A 13,536-nucleotide genomic window follows, 5' to 3' on the forward strand; every position below is an offset into this window, starting at 1 on the left:
ACTGAATACTGTAAACTTTTTATTATTCTTCTAATTTAATATCCAAACCAAGACCTTTCAATTCGTGCATAAGTACGTTGAAAGATTCCGGCAGGCCGGGTTCTGGCATAGGCTCTCCTTTTACGATAGATTCGTAAGTTTTAGCCCTTCCTATAACATCATCAGACTTCACTGTTAAGATTTCACGCAGGGTACTTGAGGCTCCATAAGCTTCAAGGGCCCAAACTTCCATCTCTCCAAATCGCTGTCCACCAAACTGTGCCTTACCACCAAGCGGTTGCTGGGTAATAAGAGAGTATGGACCAATAGACCTGGCGTGCATTTTATCTTCAATCATATGGCCCAGTTTCAGCATATAGATTACCCCTACTGTAGCAGGTTGGTCAAATCTATCACCTGTACCACCATCATATAGATAAGTATGTCCATATCTTGGAATTCCGGCTTTATCGGTAAGCTCATTAATATGATCTATACTGGCACCATCAAAAATTGGTGTTGCATATTTCGTGTTAAGCTTCTGGCCGGCCCATCCAAGAACAGTTTCATAGATCTGTCCAATATTCATACGTGAAGGTACCCCAAGTGGGTTCAACACGATATCTACCGGAGTACCATCATCAAGGAATGGCATATCTTCCTGGCGCACAATCCTGGCAACAATACCTTTGTTACCGTGACGTCCCGCCATCTTATCCCCTACTTTAAGCTTACGTTTCTTGGCGATGTAAACTTTAGCAAGTTTAAGGATACCAGATGGAAGCTCATCTCCAACAGAGATGGTAAACTTCTCTCTTCTCAAGTTCCCCTGAAGATCGTTTTCCTTAATTTTATAGTTGTGGATAAGATCTGCAACCAAAGTGTTTAAGTGATCATCTGTCGTCCAGGTGCCGTGCGTTAAGTGGGTATAATCATCTACCGAATTTAACATCTTAAGGGTGTATTTCTTCCCTTTTGGCATTACCTCTTCTCCAAGATCATTTTGAACGCCCTGTGCTGTTTTTCCGCCAATAATTGTAAATAATTTATCTACAAGCTCAGCCTTTAAATTAGCAAATTTAGCGTCATACTTTTTCTCTAATGCTGCAACATCTTCTTTATCCTGCGCTCTCTTGCGTTTATCTTTAATAGCACGGGCAAACAATTTCTTGTCTATAACCACACCATTAAGTGATGGAGAAGCTTTAAGGGATGCGTCTTTTACATCTCCTGCTTTATCTCCAAAGATGGCACGAAGTAATTTCTCTTCCGGAGTTGGGTCACTCTCTCCTTTTGGTGTAATTTTACCAATAAGAATATCCCCAGGTTTAACCTCGGCACCAATCCTAATCATCCCGTGTTCATCAAGGTCTTTGGTAGCCTCTTCTGAAACGTTTGGAATATCATTGGTCAATTCTTCGTTTCCAAGTTTGGTATCCCTAACTTCAAGCGAGTATTCATCTACGTGGATAGAAGTAAAAATATCTTCCCTTACCACTTTTTCTGAAATTACAATCGCATCCTCAAAGTTGTAACCTTTCCAGGGCATAAAAGCAACCTTCATGTTTCTTCCCAGTGCAAGTTCTCCTGCTTCTGTAGCGTAACCCTGGCATAACACCTGTCCTTTGGTTACCCTGTCACCAACCCTAACAATAGGTTTTAGGTTAATAGAAGACCCCTGGTTTGTTTTACGAAACTTAATAAGATCGTAGCTTTTTGAATCACTATCAAAACTTACCATACGCTCTTCTTCGCTACGGTCGTATTTAATAATAATTTGTTTTGCATCTACATATTCCACTTCACCATCGCCCTCAGCATTAATCAATACACGGGAATCTGTAGCTACCTGGCGCTCCAATCCTGTTCCTACAATAGGAGAATCTGCTTGCAATAATGGTAATGCCTGGCGCATCATGTTAGATCCCATCAAGGCACGGTTCGCATCATCGTGTTCCAAAAACGGAATTAACGAAGCCGAGATTGAAGAAATCTGGTTTGGTGCAACATCGGTATAGTGTATCTCTTTTGGATCTACTACCGGGAAGTCACCCTCCATTCTTGCAATTACTCTTTCAGAATCTATAGTACCATCGTCTTTAAGAGGGATGTTAGCTTGAGCGATCTTTTTGTCCTCTTCCTCTTCAGCACTTAGGTATATAGGCTCTTCAGAAATATTTATTTTTCCATTTTCAACAGTTCGGTATGGTGTCTCAATGAAGCCCATTCCATTTACTTTCGCATAAACCGAAAGTGAAGAAATAAGCCCAATGTTTGGACCCTCGGGAGTTTCAATAGGACAAAGTCTTCCGTAGTGTGTGTAGTGAACATCACGTACCTCAAAACCTGCTCTTTCCCTGGATAAACCACCCGGACCTAATGCAGAAAGACGACGCTTATGCGTGATTTCTGCCAGTGGGTTGGTTTGGTCCATAAACTGAGACAACTGGTTGGTACCAAAGAAAGAATTAATCACCGAAGATAATGTCTTGGCGTTAATTAAATCTATTGGAGTAAATACCTCGTTGTCACGAACGTTCATTCTTTCACGAATGGTACGTGCCATACGGGCAAGACCAACACCAAACTGCTGAGATAGTTGCTCACCAACAGTTCTAACACGACGGTTAGAAAGGTGGTCAATATCATCTATCTCTGCTTTAGAGTTAATAAGCTCTATTAAATATTTTACAATGGTAATGATGTCTTCTTTGGTAAGCACCTGCTTATCCATAGCCACATCAAGACCAAGTTTTTTATTCATTCTATATCGACCTACTTCCCCAAGGCTGTAACGCTGGTCTGAGAAGAACAATTTATCAATAATACCGCGCGCAGTTTCCTCGTCTGGCGGTTCAGCATTACGCAATTGACGGTAGATATGTTCTACTGCCTCTTTCTCTGAGTTTGTAGGATCTTTTTGAAGTGTATTATGAATAATCGCGTAATCTCCGGTAGAATTATCCTCTTTATGCAGTAGAATTGTTTTACTGCCGGTTTCAAGAATTTCCTCTATGTGATCTTTATTAAGCTCGGTATCACGATCTAATACAATTTCGTTACGTTCTATCGAAACAACCTCTCCTGTATCTTCATCCACAAAATCTTCATACCAGGTGTTCAATACACGTGCGGCCAGTTTACGGCCCAATACTTTTTTAAGTCCTGTTTTAGAAACTTTCACCTCTTCTGCAAGGTCAAAAATCTCTAAAATATCTTTATCGCGCTCAAAACCAATGGCACGGAAAAGCGTGGTTACAGGTAACTTTTTCTTTCTATCGATATAAGCATACATCACGCTGTTAATATCGGTAGCAAATTCTATCCAGGAACCTTTAAAAGGAATTACACGGGCAGAATATAGTTTTGTTCCATTTGCGTGGAACGATTGTCCAAAGAAGACTCCAGGTGAACGGTGAAGTTGAGATACTACCACACGTTCTGCTCCGTTTACACAAAAGGTACCACTAGGGGTCATATAAGGAATAGTCCCTAAATAAACGTCCTGTACAATAGTTTCAAAATCTTCGTGTTCAGGATCGGTACAATATAATTTTAACCTGGCTTTTAACGGTACACTATAAGTCAACCCACGCTCTATACATTCCTGAATGGAATATCTGGGTGGGTCCACAAAATAATCTAAAAATTCTAGTACAAATTGGTTACGGGTATCCGTAATAGGGAAGTTTTCCAGGAAGGTATTATAAAGACCTTCATTTCCCCGCTCTTCTGATTTAGTTTCTAATTGAAAGAAATCCTGGAACGACTTGATTTGGATATCCAAAAAGTCGGGATAATCAGGCTTCTTTACAGAGGAGAAACTTACTCTTTCAGTTTGCTTTGCTAACATCAATGGACGGATTATAATTTATTAAAAAACGGGTGCGTTATAGATTTTTGGCTATATACGCAAAAGGGTTTAGACCTTCAGGAACGTATCCTGAGGTCTAAACCTAAATAATATTGCTTTGTCAAGCTTATTTAAGCTCAACCTCGGCTCCTGCTTCTTCTAGCTGTGATTTAAGTGCTTCAGCTTCATCTTTGGCAACTCCTTCTTTAACTGGAGCTGGTGCGCCATCTACTAATGCTTTAGCATCTTTAAGACCAAGACCGGTTAGTTCTTTTACCAACTTAACAACTGCAAGTTTAGAACCACCTGGAGCATTAAGAATTACGTCGAATTCTGTTTGCTCTTCAGCAGCTTCACCTTCAGCGGCTCCACCACCGGCAACAGCTACTGCAGCAGCTGCAGGCTCTATACCATATTCTTCTTTTAAAATATCAGCCAACTCATTTACCTCTTTTACGGTTAAGTTAACCAATTGTTCTGCGAAATCTTTCAAATCTGCCATTTTCTATCGTTTTTAAAAAGTTCTTTAATTTATATTTGTTAAAAAGTGCGTACTATGTTATCCTTCCTTTTCTGAAAGGGTTTTAAGAATACCAGACAGTTTACCACCACCAGATTTAAGTGCTGAAATAACATTCTTAGCAGGCGATTGCAATAGGCCAACGATATCTCCAATAACTTCTTCCTTAGACTTAATGTTAACAAGGGTTTCCAGGTAATCGTCACCTAAATAAATTCCCTCATCTACAAAAGCTCCTTTAAGAAGTGGTCTTTCGTTTTTCTTTCTGAATTCTTTAATTACTTTGGCTGGTGCATTTCCAACTTCAGATAACATAATTGAAGTGTTTCCTTTTAAAACTGAAGGAAGTTCCCCAAATTCTTTGTCTGAAGCATCCATTGCTTTAGCCAATAAAGTATTTTTAACTACAGCCAGTTTTACGTTAGCTTTAAAACAAGCTCTACGCAAGTTGGTAGTCGTTCCGGCATCAAGGCCAGATATATCTGCTAAATAAACAACAGAGTTATCTGATAACTGGGCAGTTAAATCTTCAATTACTATTGATTTTTCTTCTCTTGTCATAATCTATACTATTATTGCTCAGTGAACCTTTTAGTATCAACCTGAACGCTCGGGCTCATTGTAGAAGACATATATATACTCTTAATATATACCCCTTTGGCGGCCTGAGGTTTCAACTTCACTAAAGTAGTTAATAATTCTCTTGCGTTACCGGCAAGTTTTTCAGCATCAAATGATGATTTTCCGATTCCCGCATGTACAATTCCGGTTTTATCAACTTTAAAGTCAATTTTACCAGCTTTTACATCAGAAACTGCTTTCGCTACATCCATTGTTACGGTTCCTGTTTTAGGGTTAGGCATTAAACCTCTTGGCCCTAAAATTCGGCCCAAAGGACCTAATTTCCCCATAACGCTAGGCATAGTGATAATCACATCTACATCTGTCCAGCCACCTTTTATCTTGTCTAAATACTCATCTAAACCAACATAATCGGCCCCGGCTTCTTTAGCCTCTTCTTCTTTATCTGGAGTTACCAACGCAAGAACTTTCACATCTTTACCAGTACCGTGCGGCAGGGTTACAACACCTCTTACCATTTGGTTGGCTTTTCTGGGATCTACATTCAAACGAACCGCTAAATCCACAGATGCATCGAAGTTTTCGCTAGCAACGTCTTTAATTAAAGCTGAAGCATCTGCCACTGAGTAAGCTTTATTGCTCTCAATTTTAGATTGTGCCTCTTTTCGCTTTTTTGTCAATTTTGCCATTTCTAATTTCTTTTTGGATTAAAACGGTGCATCACCTTTTACAGTTATTCCCATTGAACGCGCTGTTCCAGCAACCATTTTCATAGCAGATTCTACGGTGAAGGTATTTAAATCCTGCATCTTATCTTCTGCGATCGCTCTAACCTGATCCCAAGAAACACTTGCTACTTTTTTTCTGTTTGGTTCTCCTGAACCTTTTTTATTCTTAGATGCTTCCAACAATTGTACAGCAGCCGGAGGAGTCTTGATTACAAAATCAAAAGACTTATCTGAATATACTGTGATATTCACCGGCAAAACTTTACCTTGTTTATCCTGGGTCCTACCATTGAATTGCTTGCAGAATTCCATGATATTTACCCCGGCAGCACCCAAAGCAGGTCCAACTGGTGGTGATGGGTTAGCAGCACCTCCGCGAACTTGTAGTTTTACAACTTTACTTACTTCTTTTGCCATTTTCTATAATTTTAAGGTGATAGTTTGTTAGAGTGGAAGCTTTAAAAAACCATCAAAAAATTGGTAACAAAAATTCTTTATACTTTTTCTACTTGCATATAGCTTAATTCCAACGGTGTTTTTCTACCAAAGATCTTCACCATTACCTCAAGCTTACGCTTTTCTTCATTTATCTTCTCTACAGTACCATTAAAGCCATTAAACGGTCCGTCTATAACTTTTATGGTTTCCCCAATAGTAAACGGTATAGCCACATTTTCTGTTTTCACAGCCAATTCGTCAACCTTACCAAGCATTCTATTCACTTCAGATTTTCTTAAAGGCACGGGGTCTCCTCCCTTTGTCTCACCTAAAAATCCAATAACACCATTTATACTTTTAATTACGTGAGACATCTCCCCTTCCAGGTTTGCCTGCACCATAATATATCCCGGGAAATAAACACGTTCTTTATTTACTTTCTTACCATTTCTTACCTGAATTACTTTTTCAGTAGGCACAAGAACCTGCTCTAAATAGTCTTCCATTTTTAGATGGGCGACCTCTTTTTCAATATAGTCTTTCACCTTGTTCTCCTGGCCGCTAACGGCGCGAACTACATACCACTTTTTTTCCTTTGCCTCTGACATTTAACTATATTTACGATTTAATCCATTCAAAATATTGTTCAATAGCCGCACTAAACACGGTATCTACGCCCCATATTGCAAGTGAAAAAATTATTGAAAAAACCGCCACCACAATAGTAAGACGTTGCGCCTCAGACCAGCTGGTCCAGGTCACGTGGTTTTTCAATTCGCTGTAAGATTCTGATATATAATTACCTATTGCCATGATATTATGGTATTCACACGAGATAAGGGTTAAAAACCTTAAACTTTGTGTAGTCTATTTTTAATAATCTATTATGAACCTGTTTAAAGCAAAAAAAATACTGATTTAGAACAATCTCACTCCCCAAAACATCCCTCAACAGAAACCCAGACTCCGAGATTCTTCACGTTATTCATTTTCAGTAATTCAACACTTTTACAAGCTCAGTGTTAACCAGTTGAGAAGCTCCCTTCGCCCTCGCTCAAGATAAACTTCTCGCCTTATACACTTTAATATTTCAAATTAAGCACGGGTTGAGAGGCTTCCCGATATTCCGCTATCGCTACAATCGGGACAGGCTTCTCGCCTAATGCAATTCAGTATTTTCATTTAAGCACGGGTTGAGAGGCTTCCCGATATTCCGCTATCGCTACAATCGGGACAGGCTTCTCGCCTAATGCAATTCAGTATTTTCATTTAAGCACGGGTTGAGAGGCTCGAACTCCCGACACCTGGTTTTGGAGACCAGTGCTCTACCAACTGAGCTAAACCCGTATTAGAAAGATAAAGAAAGGCACCCCGCCCCCGGCGGGATACCTTTGTATATCTAAACTGTAATTATTCTAAAATTTCAGTTACCTGTCCTGCACCTACGGTTCTACCACCTTCACGGATAGCAAAACGAAGTCCAGTATTCATTGCAATTGTGTTAATAAGCTCAACAGTAATTGTAAGGTTATCACCAGGCATTACCATTTCAACTCCTTCAGGAAGACTAATTGTTCCTGTCACATCGGTTGTACGTACGTAAAACTGAGGACGGTAGTTATTATGGAATGGAGTATGACGTCCACCCTCTTCTTTCTTAAGGATATAAACCTCTGCTTTAAATTTAGAGTGAGGTGTTACAGATCCAGGCTTAGTAATTACCATACCTCTAGAGATTTGAGTTTTCTCAATACCTCTTAGAAGGATACCAACGTTATCACCTGCTTCACCTCTATCTAATATCTTACGGAACATCTCAACCCCTGTAATTGTAGAAGTAAGTTTTCCAGCTCCCATACCAATTATCTCTACAGGATCTCCGGTATTTGCAACTCCGGTTTCAATACGACCGGTAGCAACAGTACCACGACCAGTAATTGAGAATACATCTTCAATTGGCAATAAGAATGGTTTATCCACATCACGCTCTGGCAAGTCAATCCATGAATCCACTGCTTCCATAAGCTCCATAACAGTCTTAGCCCATTTCTCATCTCCTTCAAGAGCTCCTAATGCAGATCCTGAAATCACAGGAGCATCATCACCATCATACTCGTAGAAAGAAAGCAAATCTCTTACTTCCATCTCAACAAGCTCTAACAATTCCTCATCATCAACTAAATCTACTTTGTTCAAGAAAGTAACGATTTTTGGGATACCTACCTGGCGTCCTAATAGGATGTGCTCACGAGTTTGTGGCATAGGACCATCAGTCGCAGCAACAACAAGAATAGCACCGTCCATTTGAGCAGCACCAGTAACCATGTTTTTCACATAGTCGGCGTGACCAGGACAGTCAACGTGTGCATAGTGACGCTTTTCAGTTTGATACTCTACGTGAGAAGAGTTAATAGTAATACCTCTTTCTTTTTCTTCTGGTGCGTTATCGATTTGATCGAATGCACTAGCTTCAGAATATCCAGCATCAGCCATTACTTTAGTAATCGCTGCAGTTAAAGTAGTTTTTCCGTGATCTACGTGTCCAATCGTACCAATATTAAGGTGCGGTTTGGAACGATCGTAAGTTTCCTTTGCCATAATTAATACTTATTTATCTTAGTTATATATTAGTGTTCAATTTAATACAAATCTAGAGCCAACGATGGGAATTGAACCCATGACCTCTTCCTTACCAAGGAAACGCTCTACCCCTGAGCTACGTCGGCAATCTAAAGTTCAACCTCTCCAGGACTTCACAGCTTTAAACAACAAAAACCATAGACCAACAAAGGTGTATGGGTAAGTGATTAAAACAAACATTAAAGCTTAAAAAGCTTTTTCATTCACAGTGAATTTTTAAATTCATCTCTCAATAGCCACAATTATTAAAACTTGTAAACTATTTTCGATTATAACTCTTCTTTCAAAACAAGTTCGTAATTCATGAACCTCAGAAAGACTTTGAGCGGGAGACCGGGTTCGAACCGGCGACATTCAGCTTGGAAGGCTGACGCTCTACCAACTGAGCTACTCCCGCATTGAATTCAAGATTTAAAATTCAAAATTCAAGATTAATTTTGAATAGAGAACTTAGAAAATTGAATTAATAAGTGGGGAGAGCAGGATTCGAACCTGCGAAGTCGAAAGACAGCAGATTTACAGTCTGCCCTCGTTGGCCGCTTGAGTATCTCCCCAATGTTAATTTTTCCACTATTTCATAGAACCGTAGCCAGCGTACTGACCAAGCTTTATGACGGTTGTTTTTAACGGCTGCAAATAAACATAAATTTACAGCACCGTCCAAAGCATTTTTAAAAAAATTTTAAATAAAATTTTTATTCGCTTGATTTACAATAAATCAAAGCTTAAAAACACTATTTCAAAATTTCAAGAGTTGTATTGACAAACCAAACACCACTCTACACACTGTATCCAGCTTTTTTTTCAGAAATAATTCTAAAAACTTATATCTTCGAAAAATCTTAAATACTTCAAAATTTCAAGAGCCGATGGAGGGACTCGAACCCACGACCTGCTGATTACAAATCAGCTGCTCTAGCCAGCTGAGCTACATCGGCATTTACGCTACGTTTTCAGCATAAAAAAGCCCGCTATTTCTAACGGACTGCAAATGTATATAAATTATTTCTTTCGCAAAACAATTATTTAAAAAAATATTTAAACACGTGCGCTTAATTTTTCTTTTCGCTTAATAAGCTGTCTTTGTAGTGATGAAAAACACTCATCTACACACTCTTCAAACTTTTTACAGGTTTTCTTAACCATGATATCGTCTCCGGGAATACTTAATAGGATTTCTGTTATCTTATTTTCCTTTGCGCTTGTATTCTGAACCTTTAGATAAACATCGGCAAAAATTATTTTATCGTAGTAATTTTCAAGCTTGTCCAATTTTAGCTGGATAAAATCTATAAGTTTTTGATCGGCATTGAAATTAACAGATTGCACGTTTACTTTCATGTTTACTAGTATTTAATTAAACAATTATATTAGTTAATCTTTATTGTTCCTGGGATGTGCCATTTTATGTACTTCGCTAAGTTCTGCAATACTATTGTGCGTGTATATTTGAGTTGCCGCCAGACTGGAATGTCCCAACAACTCTTTAACCGCATTTAAATTAGCGCCCTGGTTCAACAAGTGTGTAGCAAAAGAATGACGCAAAATATGCGGGCTTTTTTTCGTTTTGCCAGACACCTTACTAAAATAATTATTTATAACTCTATAAACAAGGCTTTCGTATAATTTAACTCCTTTCTTTGTAATAAATAAATATGGATTTTCTTTTCCTTCTAAAATCTCTCGGCGTTGTTTTAAATATTCTTCTATATCAACTTTAATTCCGGGAAGCAGTGGAATTATTCGCTCTTTCTGGCGCTTACCCAATACTTTAATGTAACCATCATTTAAGCTCAAGTTTTGCAATTGAATGTTTATAAGTTCAATGCGCCTTAAACCGGTTGCATAAAACAAGCTTACGATTAGTTTATCCCGGGCACCCTCAAAGCCTGAAGTATCAAAATCTTTTAGAACCTGCTCAATTTCATCTTTAGAAAAAGGCACCTGTAATGTGTTGCTGGTTTTTAAGGCTTTGTGTTTTGCAAGCGGCGAAATACTAATATCTCCTGTTTTTTGCAAGAATTTATAATAAGCTTTTAAGGAAGCAATTTTTCGGTTTATAGATTTATTGGAGAGCCCCTCTTCTACCAACGCCACGATCCAGTTTCTTATCTGTGGATAAACGACCTGTTTTAAATCTTTTTCATGAAATTCCTCGTCAATAAATTCAGCAAAAAATGTAAGATCGGCTTTATAGGCAGTTACGGTATGGGGAGAACAATTTTTCTCCAGGTGTAAGTAATCGAGAAATTGAAAAAAGGGCATAAAAAAACTGTTGATAAACAAAGTTACTAAACTTTAATCTATCAACAGTCCTATATGATTTTGAGAAATATAATTTCAAAAAACCAGAATTTTTAATTTACTAGATATCTTCCTGATCCCTCAAATGCTGAATATATTCTGCTTTTTGATTTTGTGCCCTTTTGGCTACAGAAGGTTTAGTAAAATGCTGACGGCTTCTTAGCTGTCGCATAGTTCCGGTTTTATCAAACTTTCGTTTAAAACGCTTTAGCGCTCTATCTATATTTTCTCCGTCTTTTACTGGTATTATTAACATAGTGTCATCACCCCCTTTCTTTAGAAATAGTGCGCAAAGATAATTTAAATCTAAGAACCTACAACTTATATTTTAATTAATTATTCTACCCTACCGCGCTGCAGGTTTGTACTCCTTCTTATCGATTACCATTTTAGCGATAATTTCTCTCAAAATTTCAGAAGTTCCACCGCCAATGGGACCTAAGCGACTGTCGCGAAACATCCTTGCCAAAGGATAATCTTCCATATAACCATAGCCGCCTAATAATTGCAGGCAATCATAAATAACCCTATCGGCCATTTTGGTAGAAACCAGCTTAGACATACTGGCTTCTTTCACCACATATTCCCCCTGGTCTAATCTCTTGGCTACAGAATAATTAAACTCTTTATTTATCTCTATCTCACTTGCCATATCTGCTACAGAATGTCTTAGAGCTTGAAATTTATCTATGGTACTACCAAATGCTTCTCGCTCTGCCATGTAACCCATTGCATAATCTAAGGCATACTCGGCGCGAGCGTGCGAGTTTATTCCCATAATTAACCGCTCTAAAGCGAAATGCTGCATAATATAAGAGAAACCTTTTCCCTCTTCACCCATTAAATTTTCGTCCGGAATTTCCACATCATCGAAAGCAAGCTCGGCAGTATCAGATGCTCGCCAGCCCAATTTATCTAATTTTGAAGCTGAAATTCCCGGGGTATCCCTATCTACAATAAAAATACTCATACCCTTATTCCCTTTTTCCTGGTCGGTTTTTGCGGCAACTACCAAATAATCTGAATACACTCCATTGGTAATAAAAGTTTTAGATCCATTAAGAATATATTTATCGCCATTTTTTACTGCAGTACTTCGCATTCCAGCAACATCAGATCCTCCAAAAGGCTCGGTGATACAAAGACAACCAATCTTTTCCCCATCAATACTTGGTGTGAGGTATTTCTTTTTTATTGCATCGTCGCCTTCCTTGCTTACGTGGGTCATCGCCAAATATGCGTGAGCCCACATAGCAGCAGCAAAACCGCCACTATTTATCTTTTGAAGTTCTTCCAAAAATATTACGGTGTAGAAAATATCCAGTCCCATACCGCCATATTCCTCTGGCTGGTTAATACCAAAGTATCCCATTTCACCAAACTTTTTCCAAATAAAGCGCTCTATGGTTCCGGTTTCTTCCCATTTATCAATATGCGGAACTACCTCTTTCTTTAAAAAATCTTGAAAACTTTTTCTAAAAAGTTCGTGTTCCTCTGTAAAATACATTGTATTCATTTTCTTTTTCTTTTTTTATTAATCTTCTCGCTCTAAAAGTGAGAGAATTTTAGCTTTTCAACATAACTATCATTGGTAGTAAAACAACGATTATTTCCGAAAAATCAATCGATTTTCAAATATAATTCAATTCTATCAATTTTATCTGAAGGAAAACTTTCTATTTTTGATAATTCCTCAAAACTAGTTATTTTCTCGTGAATTTGCCGATAATCTATGATCTCCCTGGCAAGCTCATAGTTAATATAGGGAACCTCAACGAGCTCCAGTACTTTTGCCGTATTGATGTTTAACAGCACAAATTTATCATTTTTAGAAACTTCAAAAGTACGTATAAGTTTTTCTCTGGTTTCAAAATTCAATCCATAAATATCCTTTAATTGAAGATTACTTCTGAATTTGCCAATTTTAGTTCTGTAATTTACAATTCGATTAGCCAGAACCTCCCCTACCCCACTTATTTCCTCAAAATCCTCTACGGAAGCAGTATTCAAATTTAAAACTTTTCTGGGAATTGAAGCATTGCTTATCACTTTCGCTTTTTCAGCGGTTACAACCCAATCTGGAAACCTAAAATAAGGAGATATTTTTGTCAATATTGAATCTGATATGCCGGTAACCTTTTGGAAATCGGTCGTAGAATTTATCCATTTACCCGTTTCCCGATAGCGGTGCAATCTATCAATTTCTTTCACATTCATCCCCAATTGATAGCCTTTAAAATCTGAAATATAATTGGGATTAAAGGGATAAATCTCTACAATTTTTTCCTGTTCTTTAAGCTGCTTTAGAGAATCGATATGTTTCTGCAATTCTTCTATTTTAGAAGTATTGAGGTTTCTTTCTTTTTCTTCAGAAGAAAAATCTATAAAATGATAGGCCAATTGAAGTATAATTATAATGCACACCAAAAGAAAAACCCCATTTTGTTGGCTCCTGGAGAAGACAAAATGAGGTTTTAAAAATTTCATACGTT

The 13,536-nt window shown here is 38.1% G+C and carries 13 protein-coding genes and 5 tRNA genes; all 18 read right to left on the reverse strand.

Annotation, left to right across the window (positions count from 1 at the left end; translation table 11 throughout):
• Positions 1-22: 22 nt before the first annotated feature.
• The 18 genes from rpoB to BUA71_RS13165 all read right to left on the reverse strand — a co-directional run bounded on the left by rpoB (position 23) and on the right by BUA71_RS13165 (position 13,531).
• Positions 23-3,832 carry a DNA-directed RNA polymerase subunit beta gene (gene rpoB, locus BUA71_RS13080; protein ID WP_072880523.1) on the reverse strand — a complete coding sequence of 1,270 codons (3,810 nt, stop codon included), beginning with the start codon at positions 3,830-3,832 and terminating at the stop codon, positions 23-25.
• Between the two features lie 127 nt (positions 3,833-3,959).
• A complete protein-coding gene (rplL, locus tag BUA71_RS13085; protein WP_072880524.1) occupies positions 3,960-4,334 on the reverse strand; it encodes a 50S ribosomal protein L7/L12 in 375 nt (124 codons plus the stop codon).
• A gap of 57 nt (positions 4,335-4,391) precedes the next feature.
• Positions 4,392-4,913 (reverse strand): 50S ribosomal protein L10, encoded by a 522-nt coding sequence (rplJ, locus tag BUA71_RS13090; RefSeq protein ID WP_072880526.1) that lies wholly within the window; start codon positions 4,911-4,913, stop codon positions 4,392-4,394.
• An 11-nt stretch (positions 4,914-4,924) separates the two neighbouring features.
• Positions 4,925-5,623 (reverse strand): 50S ribosomal protein L1, encoded by a 699-nt coding sequence (gene rplA, locus BUA71_RS13095; RefSeq protein WP_072880528.1) that lies wholly within the window; start codon positions 5,621-5,623, stop codon positions 4,925-4,927.
• A gap of 18 nt (positions 5,624-5,641) precedes the next feature.
• Positions 5,642-6,079 carry a 50S ribosomal protein L11 gene (gene rplK / locus BUA71_RS13100; protein ID WP_072880529.1) on the reverse strand — a complete coding sequence of 146 codons (438 nt, stop codon included), beginning with the start codon at positions 6,077-6,079 and terminating at the stop codon, positions 5,642-5,644.
• A gap of 77 nt (positions 6,080-6,156) precedes the next feature.
• Positions 6,157-6,708 carry a transcription termination/antitermination protein NusG gene (nusG, locus tag BUA71_RS13105; RefSeq protein WP_072880531.1) on the reverse strand — a complete coding sequence of 184 codons (552 nt, stop codon included), beginning with the start codon at positions 6,706-6,708 and terminating at the stop codon, positions 6,157-6,159.
• A gap of 10 nt (positions 6,709-6,718) precedes the next feature.
• The gene (secE, locus tag BUA71_RS13110) at positions 6,719-6,916 is read right to left on the reverse strand and encodes a preprotein translocase subunit SecE (RefSeq protein ID WP_139277103.1); all 198 of its coding nucleotides are present in this window, start codon (positions 6,914-6,916) and stop codon (positions 6,719-6,721) included.
• A gap of 458 nt (positions 6,917-7,374) precedes the next feature.
• Positions 7,375-7,447: transfer RNA gene (locus tag BUA71_RS13115), tRNA-Trp, on the reverse strand.
• Between the two features lie 63 nt (positions 7,448-7,510).
• Positions 7,511-8,698, reverse strand: a complete 1,188-nt coding sequence (gene tuf, locus BUA71_RS13120; protein ID WP_072880535.1) for an elongation factor Tu — start codon at positions 8,696-8,698, stop codon at positions 7,511-7,513.
• Positions 8,699-8,754: 56 nt separating this feature from the next.
• Positions 8,755-8,826, reverse strand: a tRNA-Thr gene (locus BUA71_RS13125).
• A gap of 238 nt (positions 8,827-9,064) precedes the next feature.
• A tRNA-Gly gene (locus tag BUA71_RS13130) sits at positions 9,065-9,137 on the reverse strand.
• Positions 9,138-9,211: 74 nt separating this feature from the next.
• A tRNA-Tyr gene (locus BUA71_RS13135) sits at positions 9,212-9,294 on the reverse strand.
• A gap of 310 nt (positions 9,295-9,604) precedes the next feature.
• Positions 9,605-9,678 (reverse strand) — tRNA-Thr (locus BUA71_RS13140).
• Between the two features lie 100 nt (positions 9,679-9,778).
• Entirely contained in the window at positions 9,779-10,081 is a 303-nt protein-coding gene (gene hpf / locus BUA71_RS13145; protein WP_072880537.1) for a ribosome hibernation-promoting factor, HPF/YfiA family, read from the reverse strand.
• A 33-nt stretch (positions 10,082-10,114) separates the two neighbouring features.
• Entirely contained in the window at positions 10,115-11,005 is an 891-nt protein-coding gene (locus BUA71_RS13150; RefSeq protein WP_072880539.1) for a tyrosine-type recombinase/integrase, read from the reverse strand.
• Positions 11,006-11,105: 100 nt separating this feature from the next.
• A complete protein-coding gene (gene rpsU, locus BUA71_RS13155) occupies positions 11,106-11,300 on the reverse strand; it encodes a 30S ribosomal protein S21 (RefSeq protein WP_072880541.1) in 195 nt (64 codons plus the stop codon).
• A gap of 90 nt (positions 11,301-11,390) precedes the next feature.
• Positions 11,391-12,560, reverse strand: a complete 1,170-nt coding sequence (locus tag BUA71_RS13160; RefSeq protein ID WP_072880543.1) for an acyl-CoA dehydrogenase family protein — start codon at positions 12,558-12,560, stop codon at positions 11,391-11,393.
• 104 nt (positions 12,561-12,664) lie between these two features.
• Complete coding sequence (locus BUA71_RS13165) at positions 12,665-13,531, reverse strand: ComEA family DNA-binding protein (RefSeq protein ID WP_072880545.1); 867 nt, start codon at positions 13,529-13,531, stop codon at positions 12,665-12,667.
• Between the last annotated feature and the right edge of the window lie 5 nt (positions 13,532-13,536).

Origin of the sequence: Salegentibacter echinorum (assembly GCF_900129445.1) — a bacterium.
GTDB lineage: Bacteria > Bacteroidota > Bacteroidia > Flavobacteriales > Flavobacteriaceae > Salegentibacter > Salegentibacter echinorum.